We start from the raw sequence: 19,843 nt of genomic DNA, 5'->3' as shown, positions 1-19,843 counted from the left end.
CCTTTTTTTGTAACTTATATTACCGAATTCTATCCATTTCTGATGCCGATTGTACCCTGGTAAATTATTGAAAGTAATCATTTACTATTCCAATTGACAATAGAGAAGCTGCGGTGGTATAGTCGAATTGTGAGCAAGACTCACGTTCATCTGATGACGAAGGGAATGTTTAGTCAATGGAAGGTAAAGTTAAATGGTTTAACGCAGAAAAAGGTTATGGTTTTATCGAAACTTCCGATGGTGGCGACGTATTCGTACACTTTTCCGCGATTCAAACTGACGGTTTCAAGACTTTGGATGAAGGCCAATCCGTAGAGTTCGATATCGTTGAAGGCGCACGCGGACCACAAGCAGCTAACGTCATCAAATTATAATCATCCGGCGAAGCCGACCTACATATATGGTAGATGGTTAGCAATTGAGACAACGCTAGCGTTAGACCCAGGGGATCTCCCTTGGGTCTTTTTTATGCAGTGAATGAAGTTGCTTTTGTCTAATGATGTGACTTTGTCTGTTGTGGATAAACTGTGCATAAAGCTGGGGATAAGAGTTCGAGAGGTGTTCTTTGTAAGGAGGGACCGTATGACTCTGTTCTTACATTCTTCTTATAAATATTCTCAATTTCGAGTAAATGGCCTACATTTCGAGATGAAAAGAGTCCTAAATTGGACACTTTGTAAAAATTAGTTACGGAAAAATGTTAACATCCTCCAAAATATGGGTAATAGAAACCGTTGGGCTTTTTTGTTGCCTAGTCTGCACTCTCATTATTGCTTAGGCGTATGCTTCCGAAAGATCTTTTGGTAAGAAGTCATGCAGTGAAGCCTATGCCCATCAAACTCACAGGAGGATGAACAAAAGAATGAAGAAATTGTGGCGTGGCCTTACGGCCGGAGTACTTGGTATTTCAATGCTGCTTGGATCACTGGGAAGTGTGTCCGCAGCGCCTGCACCTAAGGATATTCAAGGACACTGGGCGCAGAAGCAACTGCAGAGCTGGCTGGATAAAGGATACCTGGGTGGTTATCCTGACGGAACGGTTAAGCCGAATAAGGCAATTACCCGTGGTGAATATGTGGCACTGATTAATCGTCTGTTCGGGTTCACCGAAGCAGCTACTCTTAACTTCACGGATGTGAAGAAATCCAATTGGGTCTACAGTGAAGTGGCTAAAGCTGTGAAGGCCGGTTATATTGGCGGGTATGAGAATAATACCTTCCGGGCCAACAACCCGCTCACCCGGCAGGAAGCAGCAGTTATTGCTGCCAAGCTGCTTAAGCTGAGTACAAGCTCTACTCCGCTTAAGTTCAAGGATAATGCTCAGATCGCAGCTTGGGCCAAGGTGGCCGTAGCCTCAGCGGCTGAGAAGAAGATCATTAACGGTTATCCTGACGGAACCTTCGGTCCGAAGAAATCCCTTACCCGTGCCGAAGCGGTGGGAATTATAAGCAACTCAGTTGTGCATAAGCCGGCTACAGGCGGAGTAACGCCTACACCAGCACCGACAGCAACACCGGCTCCATCTGCAACACCTGTGCCAAGCACCAGCCCAACAGCTACTCCAGCTCCTGGCGGCGGTAGTGGTGGCGGCACTGGCGGAGGCGGCGGTGGAGGCGGTAGCGTTACCTTGCCGTCTGTAAGCAACGTGACTTACGGCCATGTAGGTTCTGTTACCGCTGATGTATATGTTACGCCTTCTGTTACAGGAGCCGTGTATTATGTAGTTGCTCCATACAGCATGAACGTAACCGCACCAACTGCAGCACAAGTGAAAGACGGACTGATTAATGCTACAACAGCAGGCGTTCATTTCGGCCAAGTTGCGGCTACAGGCGGCACATCCGTTGCTTTCTCGGTGTATGGTCTGACTGCAAATACGGATTATACCGTTTACGTTGCCCTGGCTGACGCTTCTGGTAACTGGTCCGGCGTAACGCCGCTTCAAGTGAAAACAGCACCAGGCAGCACATGGTCGGTCGCTCAGGTAGGGATCACCAATGTAACAACAGTGTCTGCGGATGTATATGCTGCTTACGGGCAGACGGGTACACCGGTAACCCCTCTGAAATATGTGGTGGTTAAGGCAACAGATGCTGATCCAACGGCAATGCAGATTGCTAACGCACAGAACAGTGCGGGTGCTACATTAACAGCGCCTTGGGCTGGTACTCTTACAGGTAATCCAGTTGTGAAACACAGCATTAACCTGACTGGACTCACTGCCAATACAGCGTATAAAGTCTTCTTTATCACTGATTCTAATGGCACCTTGTCACCTGTAGAGCTTCTGCGTATTCACACGAAATAAGTAATCTTGATGAATGGAATCATTCATAATCCAGGCTTCAGCGTGAAATAATACAGCAATCAGTATTCGGTCCGGCGAGGGCGGCTTTATGCTCGAGCCGGGCCGTTTGTTGTTACGGCAGGTCTGTTACATCTATTGTTAGGTGAATGTAAAGTCTGTCATGATTTGTTTTTTACTTAGCCCTGACAATTTGCTATAATGGAAAAGTAAACAAAGGAGGAGTGCCTTATGAAATTCAGCATTCGAGGTCAACAAATTGAAGTGACCGACGCTTTGAGAGACTATGTTGATAAGAAGCTCAGCAGACTTGAGAAGTATTTCGAAGCACCCCCTACCTCTGAAGGATATGTGACGCTTGGCGTCGTTCGCGGCCTTCATACGGTGGAAGTGACAATTCCTCTAGCTGGTGTGACGCTTCGTGCGGAAGACCGCAGCGATGATATGTATGCATCCATCGATGCCGTAGTGGACAAGCTGGAACGTCAGATCCGCAAGCACAAGACTAAGCTTAATCGCAAGTTCCGTCAGGAAGGCAGCCTGAAGACCTTGTTCGTTGAAGGTTCGGGCAGCGCCGTTGCTGTTGAAGAGCAGGAACAGGATTATGATGATCTTGAGGTTGTGCGGAACAAACGGTTCACCTTGAAGCCTATGGATGTGGAAGAAGCGATTCTGCAAATGAACATGATTGGACATACGTTCTTCGTGTTCTCCAACATTGACACTTCCGAAGTGAGCGTAGTTTACAAACGCGATGACGGCAAGTACGGTCTGATCGAGCAGAACTAACCTCTGGACCGGGAATTGTTGGAATAAGCAAGGGCTTCGGTTCAGCCTAACGTGGACAATTAGACGAGTCCCTATTCGCCTGAAGCGAATAGGGCTCTTGTGCGTATATATAGAAGTTTCATTAAAATGCCATCTTCTGTCCTCTTGTAAGGGGATTATACAGAATAAGGTTAGGGCGGCTTGTATTGCGGCTTCTCTTACAAACTGTTACAATTTATGAAGCAGCGGAATCGAAATCATATATGGCCCTTTCAATCTATGAGGATGGGCTCGGTTCCACCATCTGTGTTGCATGAAAGGGGTTAACCATGCTAGGACTTGTTAAGAAAATATTTGGCGACACTAATGAACGGGATGTCAAACGTCTCATGAAGACGGTCGAAGTAATTAATGGGCTGGAGCCGGATTTCGTATCGCTTACGGATGAAGAGCTGCAGGCGAAGACAGCGGAATTCCGCGCCCGTATTGAGAAAGGTGAGACCCTGGAAGAGATTCTTCCTGAGGCCTTTGCTACCGTACGCGAAGCTTCCAAACGGACGCTGGGCATGCGGCATTTTGACGTTCAGCTGGTTGGGGGTATGGCGCTGCATGAAGGCCGGATCTCCGAGATGAAGACCGGGGAAGGCAAGACACTGGTTGGAACGCTGCCGGTGTATTTGAATGCGCTGCTGGGTAAAGGCGTGCATGTCGTCACCGTAAATGATTATCTGGCTCAGCGCGACAGTGCGCAAATGGGACAAATCTATAACTTTCTGGGCATGAGCGTTGGGGTGAACCTGAACGGCATGGACCATAATGATAAGCAAGCGGCATATGCCTGCGATATTACGTACGGCACGAATAATGAATTCGGGTTCGACTATCTGCGCGACAACATGGTGCTCTATAAGGAACAGATGGTACAGCGCCCGCTCTACTTCTGTATTATTGACGAAGTCGATTCCATCCTTATTGATGAAGCGCGGACCCCTCTGATCATCTCTGGCCAGGCTGAGAAATCGACGGAGCTGTATTATGCAGCAGACCGTTTCGTGAAGAAGCTCACTGCCGAAGAGGATTACACCGTGGATATCAAGGTGAAGTCTGTAGCGCTCACTGAGAAGGGCGTGGCTACGGCTGAGCGTGCTTTTGGGATAGAGAATCTGTATGACCATAGCCATGTTACCTTGAACCATCATATTGTACAGGCCTTGAAGGCGAACGCTATTATGCGCCGGGATGTCGATTATGTGGTGAATGAAGACGAGGTTATGATCGTCGATGAGTTCACCGGCCGTCTGATGCAGGGACGCCGTTACAGCGACGGGCTGCACCAGGCGATTGAAGCGAAGGAAGAGATTGAAGTCCAGAATGAGAGTATGACGCTGGCTACCATCACCTTCCAGAACTACTTCCGGATGTACCGCAAGCTAGGCGGCATGACGGGTACTGCGAAGACGGAAGAAGAGGAATTCAAGAAGATCTATGGTCTTGAGGTTCTTCAGGTTCCTACGAATAAGCCCAATCAGCGTATTGATATGCCGGATGTGGTCTACAAAAGTGAAAACGGCAAGTTCAACGCTGTTGTCGCTGAAATTGTGGAACGCCACAAGAAGAATCAGCCGGTGCTGGTAGGTACGGTATCGATTGAGAACTCTGAACGCGTATCTGAAATGCTGAAGCGTAAGGGTGTAAGACACCAGGTGCTGAATGCGAAGCATCATGCTGCTGAAGCCGAAATTATCTCTTATGCCGGTCAGCCGGGAACCGTAACGATTGCCACGAACATGGCTGGACGCGGTACGGATATCGTACTGGGCGAAGGGGTAACCGATGTTGGCGGCCTGCATATTATTGGTACAGAACGCCATGAATCACGCCGGATTGATAACCAGCTTCGCGGCCGTGCCGGACGCCAGGGCGACCCGGGTTCGACACAGTTCTATCTGTCCCTAGGTGATGAGCTGATGAAGCGCTTCGGTGCGGACAATGTGCTGAACATGATGGACCGTCTTGGATTCGAGGAAGATCAGCCGATTGAGAGCCGTATGATTACCAAGGCTGTTGAATCTGCCCAGAAGCGGGTAGAAGGCAATAACTTCGACATCCGCAAAGTCGTATTGCAATACGATGACGTCATGAACCAGCAGCGTGAGATTATCTACAAGCAGCGCCGCGAAATTCTGGAGTCGGACAATATCAAAGACATCGTAGTGGAAATGATCAAGCCGGTTATCGACCGTATTGTAAATGCCCACTGCAGTGACGATATCCCGGAGAACTGGGAGCTGCAAGAGGTTGCGGATTATGTGAACAGCAAGCTTTTGGAAGAAAATGAGCTGACCCGTGATGATCTGTGGGGCAAAGAAGTAGATGAAATGATCGAATTCATCTTCGCCCGTGTACTTGAGAAGTATTCTGCACGTGAAGAGCGTCTTGGCTCTGAGCTGGTACGTGAATTTGAGAAGGTTATTGTGCTTCGCTCCGTAGACAGCAAATGGATGGATCATATCGACGCCATGGATCAGCTTCGTCAGGGGATTCACCTCCGTGCTTACGGCGGTACCGATCCGCTGCGCGAATACCAATTCGAGGGCTTCGAGATGTTCAACGCTATGACAGCGAACATTCAGGAAGAAGTAGCGACCTACATTATGAAGGCACACATCGAGACGAACCAGGAGCGCCAATCGGTAGTGGAGGAAGACAAGATCTCCACCAACGCAGAGCCTGCTGAGAAGCGTCCGGTGCATGTGGAATCTACAGTTGGCCGTAACGATCCATGCCCATGCGGCAGCGGCAAGAAGTATAAGAACTGCCACGGTCAGGCATAAGATATAGTAGAGCTAATGCTAGTAAGATTTACTGTCTGGTGAAATAATGAGCAGGCGTTAAGCTGCGAGTACCTTTCACCCGATCGTACTTCCTGTTTTGTGCACTTGCACTTGAGTTATAATGACAATAAAAAGCGGCTGGGCCCGGGGGACTCCCCGTTTGCGGCCCGGCTGCTTTTTTGGATGTTTGCAGGAAGAGCGCCGCCGCTTCAAAGGAAGCGGATGGAACTGTTCTTTAGAACTGCAATTGAGGTGGAAGTGACGGAGGGGAAGTTTGGAACTGGAGGAGCGTCAGCGTCCGCCTTTAGGATTGAATTTCTACTGCGATGAGCAGTTTGAATAAGGAAATTCAATCCTAACAGCGGCCGGAAGTCCAAACATTTCCCGCAGTTACGGTGTACACCGACAGGCATTTCTTAAGAGCGATGAAGCAGCGATCAGAAGCTGCGTCGCCTATCCGCCAAACATCTAAACCGGCAGCCCGGCGAAATATTCAATTATGAAAGGTGATGTGATCCAATTGATCGATCCTAATGTGAAGCAGGACCTGCGTGAAATGGGCAAGAAATTAACCAACCTTAGGGGGTCACTTTGACTTAGACCTGAAGCTGGAGATGATAGCGAACTTCGAAGAGAAGATGGCGGCTCCCGGGTTCTGGGATGATCCCGATCAGGCACAGAGCGTGATTGGCGAGATGAATGCCGTGAAGTCGGTGGTTGATCAATTTGAGAAGCTCCAGCAGGATTATGACGATGCTGCCATGATGGCGGAGCTGGCCGATGACGAAGGCGACGACGCACTGGCTGAAGAGATAGCTGGAACGATCCGCAGTATAAGTGCCCGAGTGGATGAGTTCGAGCTGCAGCTGCTGCTCAATCAGCCTTACGATAAGCTGAATGCCATTCTGGAGCTCCATCCGGGGGCAGGCGGTACCGAGTCTCAGGACTGGGGCCAAATGCTGCTGCGCATGTACACACGCTGGGCGGAGAAGCGGGGCTTCAAGGTAGATGTGCTGGATTATCTTCCGGGCGATGAAGCGGGAATCAAGAGTGTAACTTTGTTAATTAAGGGCCACAATGTATATGGGTACCTTAAGGCAGAGAAGGGCGTTCACCGGCTGGTGCGCATTTCGCCTTTTGACTCCTCAGGCAGACGGCATACCTCCTTCGTATCCTGCGATGTGGTACCGGAGATTGCTGACGACGTCGAGGTGGATATCCGTACGGAAGACCTGAAGATTGATACGTACCGGGCCAGCGGAGCGGGCGGTCAGCACATCAATACTACCGACTCAGCGGTGCGGATTACGCATATGCCAACCGGCGTGGTGGTCACCTGTCAGAATGAGCGTTCACAGATCAAGAACCGGGAGCAGGCAATGAAGATGCTGCGTTCCAAGCTCTATGAGCGCAAAATTCAGGAGCAGCAGGCACATCTGGACGAGATCCGCGGGGAACAATCCGAGATTGCCTGGGGCAGCCAGATTCGTTCCTACGTATTCCATCCTTACAGCATGGTGAAGGATCACCGCACCTCTGTAGAGACAGGCAATGTTGGAGCGGTAATGGACGGCGATCTGGACGGGTTCATTGACGGGTATCTGCGGAGCCAGATCAAGACGGAAGCTGAATAAAAGTAATCAAATTCCTACGCGTCTTCGGAGGTGTAGGAATTTTTGTCTGAACATAAAGGAGTCCGGCCAACCATGCAAAAAATCAATTCACGCAACAAACCTCCGCTCATTCCCTTGAACGGACCGCTGCGTCATACGGTGGACATTGCGCTTATTCTGATCGGCTCGCTGATCACCGGGCTGGCGTTCAACCTGTTCTTCCTCCCGAACCGGATTGCATCCGGCGGGGTGTCGGGGCTGTCGGTGCTGGCTGAGGCCTGGTTTGGGGCAGAGCCTGCTTTTACCCAGTGGGCGCTTAATATTCCGCTCTTCATTCTCGGCGTGATCTTTCTCGGCAAACAGTATGGCATCCGCTCTCTGCTGGGCAGCTTTGTGCTGCCGCTGTTTATCTTCCTGACGAAGGACGGGCCTGTGCCGACCACGAATCCGCTCCTGGCCTCTATCTATGGAGGAATTGGTGTGGGTCTCGGTCTGGGCCTCGTCTTCCGGGGGCGCGGCTCTACGGGCGGACTGACCATTGCGGCACAGATTATTCAAAAGCTAACCGGCTTCAGCTTCTCGCTGTCTGTCGTGCTGCTGGATGGTACGGTGATTACCTTGGCGGCTTTTGTGCTGGGAATGGAGCAGGCGATGTATGCACTGATCGGGCTGTTCGTCACCGGCCGGGTGATCAACGCGCTGGAGGTGGGCTTCAGCACCACGAAGGTGGCGTATATCATCTCGGATCACACAGAGGACATCTCGCAGGCGATTCTGAATGATCTGGACCGCGGGCTTACCAAGCTGAATGCGCAAGGCGGCTATACCGGTGACAATCGTACGGTGCTGATGGTCGTGGTAGGCCAGAATGAAATTACCAGGCTCAAGGCGATCGTCCGCTCGGTGGACCCGGCTGCATTTGTGATTATTACCGAGGCTCATGAGGTGCTGGGCGAAGGGTTCAAAAGAGAAGCGTAGACTCCCTTAAGGGGGCTCTGCGCTTCTTTTGATATACTGTAGCGAATAGGATAACCCTGCGTTTCTTCTTGTGCGCCAGCTGAATAAAGTTAACGCAACGTGTTGTATTTATATTAATTCGGTCGTATAATAATACATATTTGCAGGACGGTTATGCATGAGCGATAATGATAGAAATGAGAAACGGGAAGCGGGGATGACAGTGACAGACAAGCTGAGAGCGGCGATTGTCGGATCAACGGGTTATGGGGGCGTGGAGCTGATCAGGCTGCTGCAGGGACACCCTGATATAGAGATTACTTCAGTGATTTCCTCTTCGAGTGCGGGTGCGCCGATTGAGGAGGGTTTTCCGCATCTCACGGGAGTGGTGCAGCGTAAGCTGGATGGTGTAGATGCAGCAGAGATTGCAAGCAGAGCGGATGTTGTATTCACTGCTACCCCTTCCGGAGTGAGTGCGAAGCTGGTGCCCGGGCTGCTTGAAGCAGGACTCAAGGTTGTCGATCTGTCGGGGGACTTCCGGTTGAAGGATGGCGCGGAGTATGAGCAGTGGTATAAGCATCCGGCTCCTCCGGCAGCGTATCTGGAGCAGGCGGTATACGGGTTATGCGAGGTGTACGGCGAACGTGCGGCTGGAGTGGATTTCATCTCGAATCCGGGATGTTACCCGACAGCTACGCTGCTGGGGCTGATTCCGGCGCTGGAGGCAGGCTGGATCAAGCCGGACAGCATCATTATTGATGCGAAATCCGGGGTGTCCGGGGCAGGGCGGGGAACTAGCCTGATGGTGCATTTTGCCGAGATGAATGAGAACTTCAAAGCTTACAAAATCAACAAACATCAGCATATCCCGGAAATTGAACAGGTGCTTACCGATATTGCCGGGGAGAAAGTTACAGTAACCTTCACTACCCATCTGGTGCCGATGACCCGGGGGATTATGACTACGATGTATGCCGGACTGAATGGTGAACATAGTGAACAGGAACTCGTAGATTTATATCGTAAATATTATGCAGGCAGACCGTATGTGCGGGTGCGTGAGCCCGGCGTGGTTCCGGCGACGAAGGAAGTCAGCGGATCGAATTACTGCGATATCGGCTTCGCCACAGATGCGCGTACCGGACGGGTTACCATTGTGTCGGTCATCGACAATATCGTTAAGGGCGCCGCAGGGCAAGCGATTCAGAACCTCAATTTGATGATGGGATGGGAGGAAACCCGCGGGCTTGGTTACACACCAGTGTATCCATAAGCGCAAGCGGTCAAACAATATCATGAGTGAGCAACCACTATATACCGTCGTAGAAGGCGGAAGTATTACTGCACCTAAGGGCTTCACCTCCGGTGGCCTGCACTGCGGTCTCAAAAAAACTGAGCGTAATGACCTCGGCGTAATTCTCTGTGAGGTGCCTGCTACGGCGGCTGCGGTGTATACGACCAATGTGTTTCAGGCGGCTCCGCTGAAGGTTACGCGGGAGAGTCTGGCGGACGGAACGCTGCAGGCGGTGATCGTGAACAGCGGCAATGCCAATGCCTGTACAGGGGACCAGGGCGAGGCGGATGCATATGAGATGCGTGCGGCTGCTGCCCGTTATTTGGGCGTGAATGAGCTGGATGTTGCTGTCGCTTCCACGGGAGTAATCGGGGAACTGCTGAAGATGGACTGTGTGCGCAGCGGGATTGCCGGACTGCCGGAGAAGCTGGACGCGGGCGCTGCCGGTGCGGAGGAATTCAGCCAGGCGATTCTGACCACCGATCTGGTCAAAAAAGAAAGCTGCGTAAAAGTAACGGTAGGCGGTACTGAGGTTACGATTGCCGGAGCGGCGAAGGGTTCCGGGATGATTCACCCGAATATGGCGACGATGCTGGGCTTCATGACCACCGATGTGCTCATTGACGGCGAGGATCTGCTTAGTCTGCTGCGAAGCGCGACGAACACTACTTTTAATATGATTACCGTTGATGGTGACACCAGTACGAACGATATGCTGGTCACTATGGCCAGCGGTCTTGCCGGTAATGAGAAGCTGACGCGTCTGCATGCGGACTGGGAGGCTTTTGCAGCGGCGTTCACCCATGTGTGCCAGAGTCTGGCCATGGCGATTGCCCGTGACGGCGAAGGGGCCACGAAGCTGATTGAGGTGCAGGTGAACGGGGCGGTGCATGATGAGGCTGCGGCGGCAATTGCCAAGACCGTGGTCGGCTCAAGCCTGGTGAAGTCGGCGATCTTCGGCGCGGATGCCAACTGGGGGCGGATTATCGCGGCTGTAGGGCGCGCGGGCGTTCCGGTATCGCCGGAGCGGGTAGATATTAAGCTGGGTGAGATCGAGGTGCTGCGCGGATCACGTCCGGTGGCTTTTGATGAGGAGCAGGCACTGCATTATCTGCAAAAAAGCGATACCGTGCTGATCACGGTAACCTTGTCGGACGGCAGCGGTCAGGCTACAGCCTGGGGCTGTGACCTGACTTATGACTATGTGCGGATTAACGCGGCCTACCGTACGTAGTGCAGATAGTTTCACCGGATTACAACAGCGGCCGAAAGCCGACTAAGCTTTTACGTACAGGGGGCAAGGAGATGACAATAGAACCGATAGAGCCTCAGGCGCAGGCGGGGGCCGCCGGGCTGTTCGTAATGAAATGCGGAGGGAGTACGCTGGCGGCGCTGCCGGATTCATTCTTCGAGGATCTGCGGGAGCTTCAGGTCAGCGGGATTCAGCCTGTAATCGTGCATGGCGGCGGCCCGGCGATCTCCGGCAATCTGGAGAAGCTCGGTATTGAGAGCCGCTTCGTGAACGGCCTGCGGGTAACGACAGAAGAGGTGCTGGATGTGGTTGAGATGACCCTGGCCGGCAGCATCAACAAGGCGATTGTCCGCCGAATTCAGGCCAGCGGGGGGCAGGCACTCGGGTTGTCGGGCGTTGACGGCAACCTGATCATGGCGCACCCGGTGGCCAATCACGATGAAGTGGGTCTGGTGGGTGAAGTGACCGGTGTTCGAGCGGAGATTGTGACGGGTATCCTCGCGATGGGCTATATTCCGGTGATCGCACCTGTCGGTGTAGACGGCGAAGGACAGCGGTATAACATCAATGCGGATACCGCTGCCGGAGCGGTGGCTTCTTATATAGGGTCACCGAGTATGATCGTGGTTACGGATGTGCCGGGCATTATGCGGACGGTGGACGGGGAGAAGGTGGTGCTTCCGTCCGTAACGGTGGCACAGATCGAAGCACTGATTGAGAACGGCGAAATCTACGGCGGAATGATTCCCAAGGTGTGTGCCGCGATGGACTGCATCCAGGGCCAGGTGTCCGAGGTTATTATTGTAGACGGCAAAGAGCCGCGTGTACTCAGCCGGGTGCTGAAGGGCGAAGCGCTGGGCACGCGGATTGTAAGAGCATAGATAGGCTGGAAGAATAATAAGACGCGCTGACGGGGAGCCGGCAGCAGCATGGTGGGAGAGTGACTAAGAATGAGTGAGCTTACGCAAACGGACAAGAATTCTTTGACAGGGGCGCTGCAGGAACGTTCAGCGGGAACGGACGGGCAGGGGGCCGCTCCTGCCAAGCTGAGTGCGGTATTCCCGTCTTACGCCAGATATGACCTCAGTCTGGTCAAAGGCAAGGGCAGCTGGGTATGGGATGAGCAGGGTAACAAGTATCTGGACTTCATGTGCGGACTTGCGGTAACGAGTCTGGGCCATGCGCCGGAGAAGGTCGGTGCGAAGCTCAAGGAGCAGATTGATACGCTGTGGCATGTCTCGAACCTGTTCCACATTCCAGGCCAGGACCGGGTAGCTGCGCTGCTGACAGAGAATAGCTGTGCGGATCAGGTTTTCTTCTGCAACAGCGGAGCGGAAGCGAATGAAGCGGCCATCAAGCTGGCGCGCCGGTATCACCAGAAAGTGAAGGGGACGGACCGCTATGAAGTGATTACCTTCGAGCAATCGTTCCATGGCCGTACACTGGCTACTCTGACAGCCACTGGGCAGGCAAAGGTCAAGGAAGGCTTCCTGCCGCTTCCGGCGGGCTTCAAGACAGTGCCACTGCACGATCTGGAGGCGCTGAAAGCCGCCATTACGGAGCATACGGCAGCGATTATGCTGGAGATGGTGCTTGCCGAGGGCGGTGTGCTTGAGGTACAGCAGGAGTTCTTGGATGCTGTTGTAGCACTGTGCAAGGAGCACGGATTACTGCTGATTGTGGATGAAGTGCAGACCGGCATGGGCCGTACAGGCAAGTTGTTCGCTCATCAGCATTACGGCATTGAGCCGGACATCTTCACCTTGGCCAAAGGTGTGGCGAGCGGCTTCCCGGCCGGTGTGATGCTCGGTAAAGGCTATCTGCGCGAGGCCTTCAGCCCGGGCAGCCACGCCAGTACCTTCGGCGGCACCCCGCTGGCGGCAGCGGTGATGGAAGCAACCATTGAGACCATGCTCGAAGATAAGCTGCCCGAGCGGGCGGCGGAGATGGGCGAATACTTAAGCGGACAGCTTAGAGCGAAGCTGGCGGACACTTCTTTTGTGAAGGAGATTCGCGGCAAAGGCCTGCTGATCGGCATCGAGTGCCAGGAGCCGGTAGCCGAGATCGTTCTCGCCGGACAGAAGCGCGGACTGCTGTTCGTTCAGGCTGGTCCGGATGTGATCCGGCTGCTGCCTAATCTGTATGTCAGCACCGATGAAATTGATCGGGCGGTGGACATCCTATCGGAACTAATTCATACTTATGCTAACAAAGTAAACGGGGAGGCAAATTGATGAGTCACGGTACACCAGGCGTAACAGAGACGATTGCCGCACAGCTCAAAGGCCGTGATTTGCTGGAGCTGAATGATTACAGCCCGGAGGAAATCACGTATTTGATTGACCTCGCGATTGAGCTGAAGCGCAAGCAGAAGAACGGTGAGGTCTACCAGCCGTTGCTGGGGAAGACGATCGGCCTTATATTCGAGAAATCCTCTACCCGCACACGGGTGTCGTTCGAAGTGGGGATGTATCAGCTGGGCGGACATGCACTGTTCCTAAGCAAAAATGATATTCAGCTGGGCCGCGGCGAGACGGTTGGTGATACCGCCCAGGTCATGTCGCGTTATCTGGACGGTATCATGATCCGTACGTTCGGCCATGATAAAGTGGAAGATTTGGCGCGGTATGCCTCAGTGCCTGTAATCAACGGCCTCAGCGATCTTGCGCATCCCTGCCAGGTGCTGGCAGACTACCAGACTGTATACGAGCACAAGGGCAAGCTGAAGGGACTGAAGCTGGCGTATATCGGCGACGGCAATAATATGGCTCATTCACTGCTGATCGGCGGCGCGAAGCTGGGTGTGCATGTCGCGGTTGCCGGACCGGAAGGCTACGAGCCGGATGAGGCTGTCGTGGCCGAGGCGCGTGAGATCGCCAAGGAGACAGGCTCGGTCATCACTGTGACCCGCAGCCCGCAGGAGGCGGTACAGGACGCGGACGTGATCTATACGGATGTCTGGGCAAGCATGGGCTTCGAGGCCGAGCAGCTGGCGCGTGAAGCGGCGTTCAAGGACTATCAGGTCAACGAGGAGCTGGTGAAAGGCGCGAAGAGCGATTATCTGTTCCTGCACTGCCTGCCCGCCCACCGTGAGGAAGAGGTAAGCACCGGCGTCATCGACGGCCCGAACTCCGTGATCTTCGATCAGGCGGAGAACCGCCTGCATGCGCAGAAGGCGCTTATGGCGGCTTTGATGGGCTAGATGCAGATGTAGCCTAGCAGAGCCATCAGGAGGCCAGATATGAGTTCATTCCACAAATGCGCTAATGTATGAAGTTGACGTTCGAAGCGGACTTTCAGAGATAAGTGTATTATGTGCAATTAAAAACAGTGAAAAGTAAGAGTTTTCTCTTCTAACTGTAGTCTGTACAACAAAATCTGCCCGAATGGGCGAGAATTCAGGTATAGAGGCATTTTAATTGCACGAACTACATCTAAACGCACATTCGGTGTTATATCAGCCAATTTAGTTGTACAGATTGCAATTAAGTCCACCCAGGGCACCTTAATCGGGCACAGCCAACCCTCAGCAAGAGTTGGGTTGAAGTAATTTAATTATATATACACAACACATATATAAGATAAACTTAGGTACGGAGCGTTGGATTTCCGGTGCATAGCAGCGAAGTGAAAGTTTGGAACTGTAGGAGCGTCAGCGTCCGCCTGAAAGCTTTCCGCAGGAAAGCTCGCTTCGGAAGCATCAGCAGTCTACGGATTTCAACTGCGTACAGCGGTATAAATTCAAGAAATCTGTAGACAACAGCGGCCGGAAGTCCAAACATTTCATGCAGCTGCGTCCAAGCACCGGATGTCTATACGCAAAGCTTGAAGTTGATCTTATAATCACCCTCCACACCGAAAGGAAGCTAAACCCCCATGCCAAAAGAAAAAATTGTACTCGCCTATTCCGGCGGGCTGGATACCTCAGTCATTCTGAAATGGCTGAAAGAAACGTATGATGCGGAGATTATTGCTTTTACAGCCGATATCGGTCAAAAAGAAGAACTGGACGGCCTGGAGGAGAAAGCCCTCGCCACCGGCGCGTCCAAAGTCTACATCGATGATCTGCGCGACGAGTTCGCGAATGACTTCATCTACCCGATGTTCCAGGCGGGCGCACTCTATGAGGGACAATATCTGCTGGGCACCAGCATTGCCCGTCCACTGATCGCCAAGCGCATGGTGGATATCGCTATCGCCGAAGGCGCTACAGCCATTGCCCATGGAGCTACAGGTAAAGGGAATGACCAGGTGCGTTTTGAACTTAATGCCGCTGCATTGTCACCGAGCATTAAGGTAATTGCGCCTTGGCGTCTGGAAGAGTTCCGCAACCAGTTCCCGGGCCGTGCGGAGATGATCGCTTACGCCGAAGCCAACGGTATTCCGGTACAAGCCTCAGCGGCTAAGCCGTACTCGATGGACCGCAATCTGCTGCATATCAGCTATGAGAGTGGCGTGCTGGAAGATCCGTGGTTCGATCCAAGCGCACCGGAGAACAAGGAGATGTTCCTGCTCTCGAATGCTCCAGAGGATGCTCCGGATGAAGCCGAGTACCTGGAACTGGACTTCCTCAAGGGCGACTGCGTAGCGCTGAACGGTGAGGCGTTGTCCCCGCTGCAAGTCATGGAGAAACTCAATGAGCTGGGCGGCAAGCATGGGATTGGACGCGTGGATATGGTCGAGAACCGTTTTGTCGGCATGAAGAGCCGCGGCGTGTATGAGACTCCGGGCGGAACGATTTTGTTCACCGCTCACCGCAAAATGGAATCGATCACCATGGACCGTGAAGTGATGAACCTGCGTGACAGCTTGATCACCCGTTACAGCACGCTGGTGTATAACGGCTTCTGGTTCGCACCGGAGCGGATTGCAATGCAGGCCCTGGTGAAGGAGAGCCAGAAGAATGTGACCGGTACGGTACGCGTGAAGCTCTACAAGGGCAACATCATCGGCGCCGGAGTGAAAAGTCCGGTCAGCCTGTACAACCCGGATATCGCCACTATGGAGGCAGATCCTACCCAGGCCTACGACCAGGGCGATGCGACCGGCTTCATCCGTCTGAATGCCCTGCGTCTGAAGGTATCGGCGGGCGTAGCAGAATCCAATAAATAAGTAGCAGCATATAAAAGCGGACACAAGAAGGCCGTTCCTCCCAACCGGACAGGGGCGGCCCTTCTAACGTCTATCGAGGAGGAACAACAGGTGAGCAAGCTGTGGGGCGGACGTTTTACCAAAGGAACGAACAAGCTGGTAGAGGAATATACGGCTTCTATCGAGTTCGATAAAGTGCTGGCGGAAGAGGATGTGCAGGGCAGTCTGGCCCATGTCACGATGCTGGGCAAATGCGGAATTCTGCCGCAGGAAGATGTGGAGACGATCAAGGCCGGGCTGAATAAGGTGCTGGACAAGGTGCGTGCGGGGGAGATTGTATTCTCGGTTGCCGATGAAGACATCCACATGAATATTGAAAAGAACCTGATCGAAGAGATCGGCCCGGTCGGCGGCAAGCTGCACACCGGCCGCAGCCGCAACGATCAGGTGGCGACAGATATGCACCTCTACCTGCGTAACCGCGTGGTGGAGCTAGTCGCGCTGCTGCATGAGCTGCAGGGCGCACTGATCGGGCAGGCCAAGGATAACCTGGAGACCATCGTTCCAGGATACACACACCTGCAGCGGGCACAGCCGATTCTGTTCGCGCATCATCTGCTCGCCTACGTGTCGATGTTCCGCCGCGATGCGGAGCGCCTGACCGACAGCTACAAGCGGATTAACGTACTGCCGCTGGGTGCCGGGGCGCTGGCGGGAACGACGTTCCCGATTGACCGCCACTTTGTGGCCGAGCAGCTTGGTTTTGACGGGGTCTATGAGAACAGTCTGGATGCGGTCAGTGACCGCGACTTCATCGTGGAGTTCCTGGCGAATGCATCGCTCGTTATGACTCACCTGTCCAGGCTCAGCGAAGAGCTGGTGCTGTGGAGCAGCACCGAATTCAGCTTCGTGGAGCTGGATGATGCCTTCTGCACCGGCAGCAGCATCATGCCGCAGAAGAAGAACCCGGATGTGCCGGAGCTGGTACGCGGTAAGACAGGCCGTGTCTACGGCAACCTGATCGGACTGCTGACCGTGCTGAAGTCGCTGCCGCTGGCCTATAACAAGGACATGCAGGAAGATAAAGAAGGCATGTTCGATACTGTAGCTACCCTTACAGGGGCCTTGCAGCTGTTCGCACCGATGATCTCCACCATGAAGGTGAACAAGGAGCGGATGCGTGAAGCGGTGAACACGGACTTCTCCAACGCGACCGATATCGCCGACTTCCTGGTGGGCAAAGGCCTGCCGTTCCGTCAGGCGCATGAGGTGATCGGCAAGACCGTCCTGTATTGCATCAACGAGGGCAAGTTCCTGCTGGATCTGACGCTGGACGAATTCAAGCAGTTCTCGCCGCTGTTCGACGATCAGATCTATGCGGTGCTCCAGCCGGAGGCCGTGGTGAACGCCCGTAATGTCTACGGCGGTACCGCCACGGTTCAGGTGCAGGCCGCCATCGGGCGGGCCGAAGCGGACCTGACAGCTGCGGGTGAATGGGTGAAGCAGCATGGTGGAGCCGTCTAACCTATATGCAGGTCGTCTGCACTGCCCGCTAGAGGCAGAGGATTGCTGAAGGCATTAGAGACTGTCATTTGCAGCGCAAGCTGCAGAAGGGCAGTCTTTTTTAAAACATAGAATTTATATGTTTCACGTGATAAATTATTTTTATATTTCTCGCTGAAACGGTACCATCCTTTAAAAGGACGGCGAAGCCGTTTCCACTTGCAATACAGAGCAGGGGGGAAGGTATGGATTGGGAAGCCCATATTGAATGCTGGAGCCGTACTACGGTCAGGCTGCTGGAGGTTCAATTATTCGCTGCGCAAGCAGGAACGGTGCCTGAGCATGATGTGGCGGCTACGGGTTTTTTCCTGCTGAGCGTGCAGGGCGAGGCGACTGTAAGTCTATCGGGGACGGTCTATTCCACCCGGTCTGCGCCTCTTCTGCATGGCGGCAAGGAAACGGAGCTCGGGCTGATGCCGCTGGACAACGAGTTTGTCTGTTATTTCATTCGCTATCAAGCCGACAGTCTATTTCCAGAGGACCAGGAGAGCTTCAATATGCCGTATGCCTTCACTCCCTATACACTGCTGCCCTTGCAGGAGAAGTGCCAGGCAATGGATCGTCTGTGGCAGCATACCGCCCCGCTGGAGAAGCTGGAGGCACAGACGGTTTTTCATCAATTTGTATATGAGGTTATGCGGCAAATTCACTCCTCGGCTCAGGGGACCAGCAGACCGGGTGTAGTCACTGAAGCCATTCACTATATTCATGAGCATTACAGTGAGCCGATTACCGCAGAGGTATTGGCCGGAATGTGCAGCTGCAGTACGAGCTACTTGTTCCGCATGTTCAAGAGTCAGCTTGGGTTCGGTCCTATCGATTATCTGATCCATGTACGAATCCGCAGATCCAAGCAGCTGCTGCTGCAATCCAATGCCCGAATTCAGGAAATCGCAGGCAGTGTGGGTTATGCCGATGTCTATTATTTCAGCCGTTTGTTCAAAAAGCATACCGGCTGCTCGCCGCAGCGATTCCGGGAGAATAACAAGCATACCGTTCAGAATAATCCATTACATCTGCTGAAATCGTCTATTGTATCTGGTAAGCCTGTTTCTCATAATGATAATGAGAATTATTATCAGTTAAATGAGGAAGGGGACACATCGATGTTCAGATTTTCAAGACCGGCCTTAGGGGCTGCGCTGCTGTTATGTTCAGCCATATTTCTAAGTGCATGTCAGACAGGCAACAACACTGGAAAGGCAGCCTCTGAGCCTATTCCCACCAGTACGGCTGTAGACAGCGAGGCCGCAAATACACGTATTTACAAGCATTTGAAGGGGGAGACCGAGATTCCCGTGAAGCCTCAGCGGGTCGTCAGTCTTTTTCATCTGGGGGAATTGATGGCGCTTGGAGTGAAGCCGGTGGGAGCAACAACCTTCATTCTGAACAATCCGCTGTTAAGCGATGTGTCGGATATTGAAGATGTAGGTTCTACGCCTGATGCGGAGAAGATCCTGTCGCTTGCGCCTGATCTGATTATTACAACAGCCCCGTTCGCGGAGGTGGTCGAAGGAGGATACGAGGCGCTGAGCCAGATTGCACCAACCCTTGTAGTGGAGCAGTATAATGATCCGGTCAAGGATGTCGAAATGTTCGGGGATATTCTGGGCAAGCAGACGGAAGCGAAGCAGTGGAACAAGGATTTTGCAGCAAAAATAAAAGAGTCCAAAGAAAAAATCGCTCCCTACATCGAACCGGACGAAACCTTCTCCATTCTAAATGTGCGTTCCGGTGCCGTCTTCATTTACGGGGATACCAATCTGGGCGGCAACATCGTGTATAAATATCTGGGCCTGAAGCCGACCGAAAAGGTGGAGAAAGAGGTCATTCACGGAGAGACCTGGGAGATCTCCAGCGAGGTCATTCCTGACTTCATCGGTGACCGGCTAATTCTCGCAGTGAATGAAGGGGCGGAGGCAGAGCTGAAGAAAGTGGATAAGCTCATTCAGAATTCACCGGCAGGGAAAGCGGGCAAAATCTACAATATTGACTTCAATCAATTCCTGTTCAGTGATCCGATTTCGGTAGAACAACAAATGGACATCATCGTTAACCTGCTGGCAGGGAGCAGTACGTAATTACGCGGGTGACCATAAAAAAGGGCGCTGGATGAATTGTCCAGATCCCTTTTTTTGAAAATATAATGCCCAGGGTTCATTCGAT

14 protein-coding genes are annotated in these 19,843 nt (G+C 52.9%); all 14 read left to right on the top strand.

The window, feature by feature from the left end; all coding sequences use genetic code 11:
* Positions 1–176 precede the first annotated feature (176 nt).
* The 14 genes from NYE26_RS28320 (at position 177) to NYE26_RS28255 (ending at position 19,758) form a co-directional block, all read left to right on the top strand.
* Entirely contained in the window at positions 177–374 is a 198-nt protein-coding gene (locus NYE26_RS28320) for a cold shock domain-containing protein (RefSeq protein ID WP_036721237.1), read from the top strand.
* A 488-nt stretch (positions 375–862) separates the two neighbouring features.
* Positions 863–2,308 carry an S-layer homology domain-containing protein gene (locus NYE26_RS28315; RefSeq protein WP_339251794.1) on the top strand — a complete coding sequence of 482 codons (1,446 nt, stop codon included), beginning with the start codon at positions 863–865 and terminating at the stop codon, positions 2,306–2,308.
* Positions 2,309–2,536: 228 nt separating this feature from the next.
* Positions 2,537–3,094 (top strand): ribosome-associated translation inhibitor RaiA, encoded by a 558-nt coding sequence (gene raiA, locus NYE26_RS28310; protein ID WP_036721235.1) that lies wholly within the window; start codon positions 2,537–2,539, stop codon positions 3,092–3,094.
* 308 nt (positions 3,095–3,402) lie between these two features.
* Positions 3,403–5,907: a preprotein translocase subunit SecA gene (secA, locus tag NYE26_RS28305; protein ID WP_036721232.1), complete on the top strand. Its 2,505-nt coding sequence runs from the start codon at positions 3,403–3,405 to the stop codon at positions 5,905–5,907.
* A 499-nt stretch (positions 5,908–6,406) separates the two neighbouring features.
* Positions 6,407–7,541 (top strand): peptide chain release factor 2 gene (gene prfB / locus NYE26_RS28300; RefSeq protein ID WP_155991162.1). Its coding sequence is split into 2 segments (ribosomal slippage): positions 6,407–6,499 and positions 6,501–7,541, totalling 1,134 coding nucleotides; the frame shifts between segments, so codons are not numbered across the junction.
* Positions 7,542–7,613: 72 nt separating this feature from the next.
* Complete coding sequence (locus NYE26_RS28295) at positions 7,614–8,498, top strand: YitT family protein (RefSeq protein WP_339251791.1); 885 nt, start codon at positions 7,614–7,616, stop codon at positions 8,496–8,498.
* A gap of 202 nt (positions 8,499–8,700) precedes the next feature.
* Complete coding sequence (gene argC, locus NYE26_RS28290; protein WP_339257643.1) at positions 8,701–9,750, top strand: N-acetyl-gamma-glutamyl-phosphate reductase; 1,050 nt, start codon at positions 8,701–8,703, stop codon at positions 9,748–9,750.
* A gap of 22 nt (positions 9,751–9,772) precedes the next feature.
* Positions 9,773–11,005 carry a bifunctional ornithine acetyltransferase/N-acetylglutamate synthase gene (gene argJ / locus NYE26_RS28285; RefSeq protein ID WP_339251790.1) on the top strand — a complete coding sequence of 411 codons (1,233 nt, stop codon included), beginning with the start codon at positions 9,773–9,775 and terminating at the stop codon, positions 11,003–11,005.
* Positions 11,006–11,076: 71 nt separating this feature from the next.
* Complete coding sequence (gene argB, locus NYE26_RS28280; protein WP_339251788.1) at positions 11,077–11,904, top strand: acetylglutamate kinase; 828 nt, start codon at positions 11,077–11,079, stop codon at positions 11,902–11,904.
* A 69-nt stretch (positions 11,905–11,973) separates the two neighbouring features.
* On the top strand, positions 11,974–13,257 hold the full coding sequence (locus NYE26_RS28275) for an aspartate aminotransferase family protein (protein WP_339251786.1): 1,284 nt from the start codon (positions 11,974–11,976) through the stop codon (positions 13,255–13,257).
* Positions 13,257–14,225 (top strand): ornithine carbamoyltransferase, encoded by a 969-nt coding sequence (gene argF, locus NYE26_RS28270; protein WP_339251784.1) that lies wholly within the window; start codon positions 13,257–13,259, stop codon positions 14,223–14,225. The genes NYE26_RS28275 and argF overlap by 1 nt, the downstream gene beginning before the upstream one ends.
* A gap of 674 nt (positions 14,226–14,899) precedes the next feature.
* On the top strand, positions 14,900–16,135 hold the full coding sequence (locus NYE26_RS28265; RefSeq protein WP_209868392.1) for an argininosuccinate synthase: 1,236 nt from the start codon (positions 14,900–14,902) through the stop codon (positions 16,133–16,135).
* Positions 16,136–16,225: 90 nt separating this feature from the next.
* The gene (gene argH, locus NYE26_RS28260; protein ID WP_339251781.1) at positions 16,226–17,638 is read left to right on the top strand and encodes an argininosuccinate lyase; all 1,413 of its coding nucleotides are present in this window, start codon (positions 16,226–16,228) and stop codon (positions 17,636–17,638) included.
* Between the two features lie 224 nt (positions 17,639–17,862).
* A complete protein-coding gene (locus tag NYE26_RS28255) occupies positions 17,863–19,758 on the top strand; it encodes an AraC family transcriptional regulator (RefSeq protein WP_339251779.1) in 1,896 nt (631 codons plus the stop codon).
* Positions 19,759–19,843: the final 85 nt, after the last annotated feature.

The organism is Paenibacillus sp. FSL P2-0136 (genome assembly GCF_037975325.1).
Classification (GTDB): Bacteria; Bacillota; Bacilli; order Paenibacillales; family Paenibacillaceae; genus Paenibacillus_AQ; species Paenibacillus_AQ silagei.
This window is presented reverse-complemented; position numbering and strand designations above follow the sequence as displayed.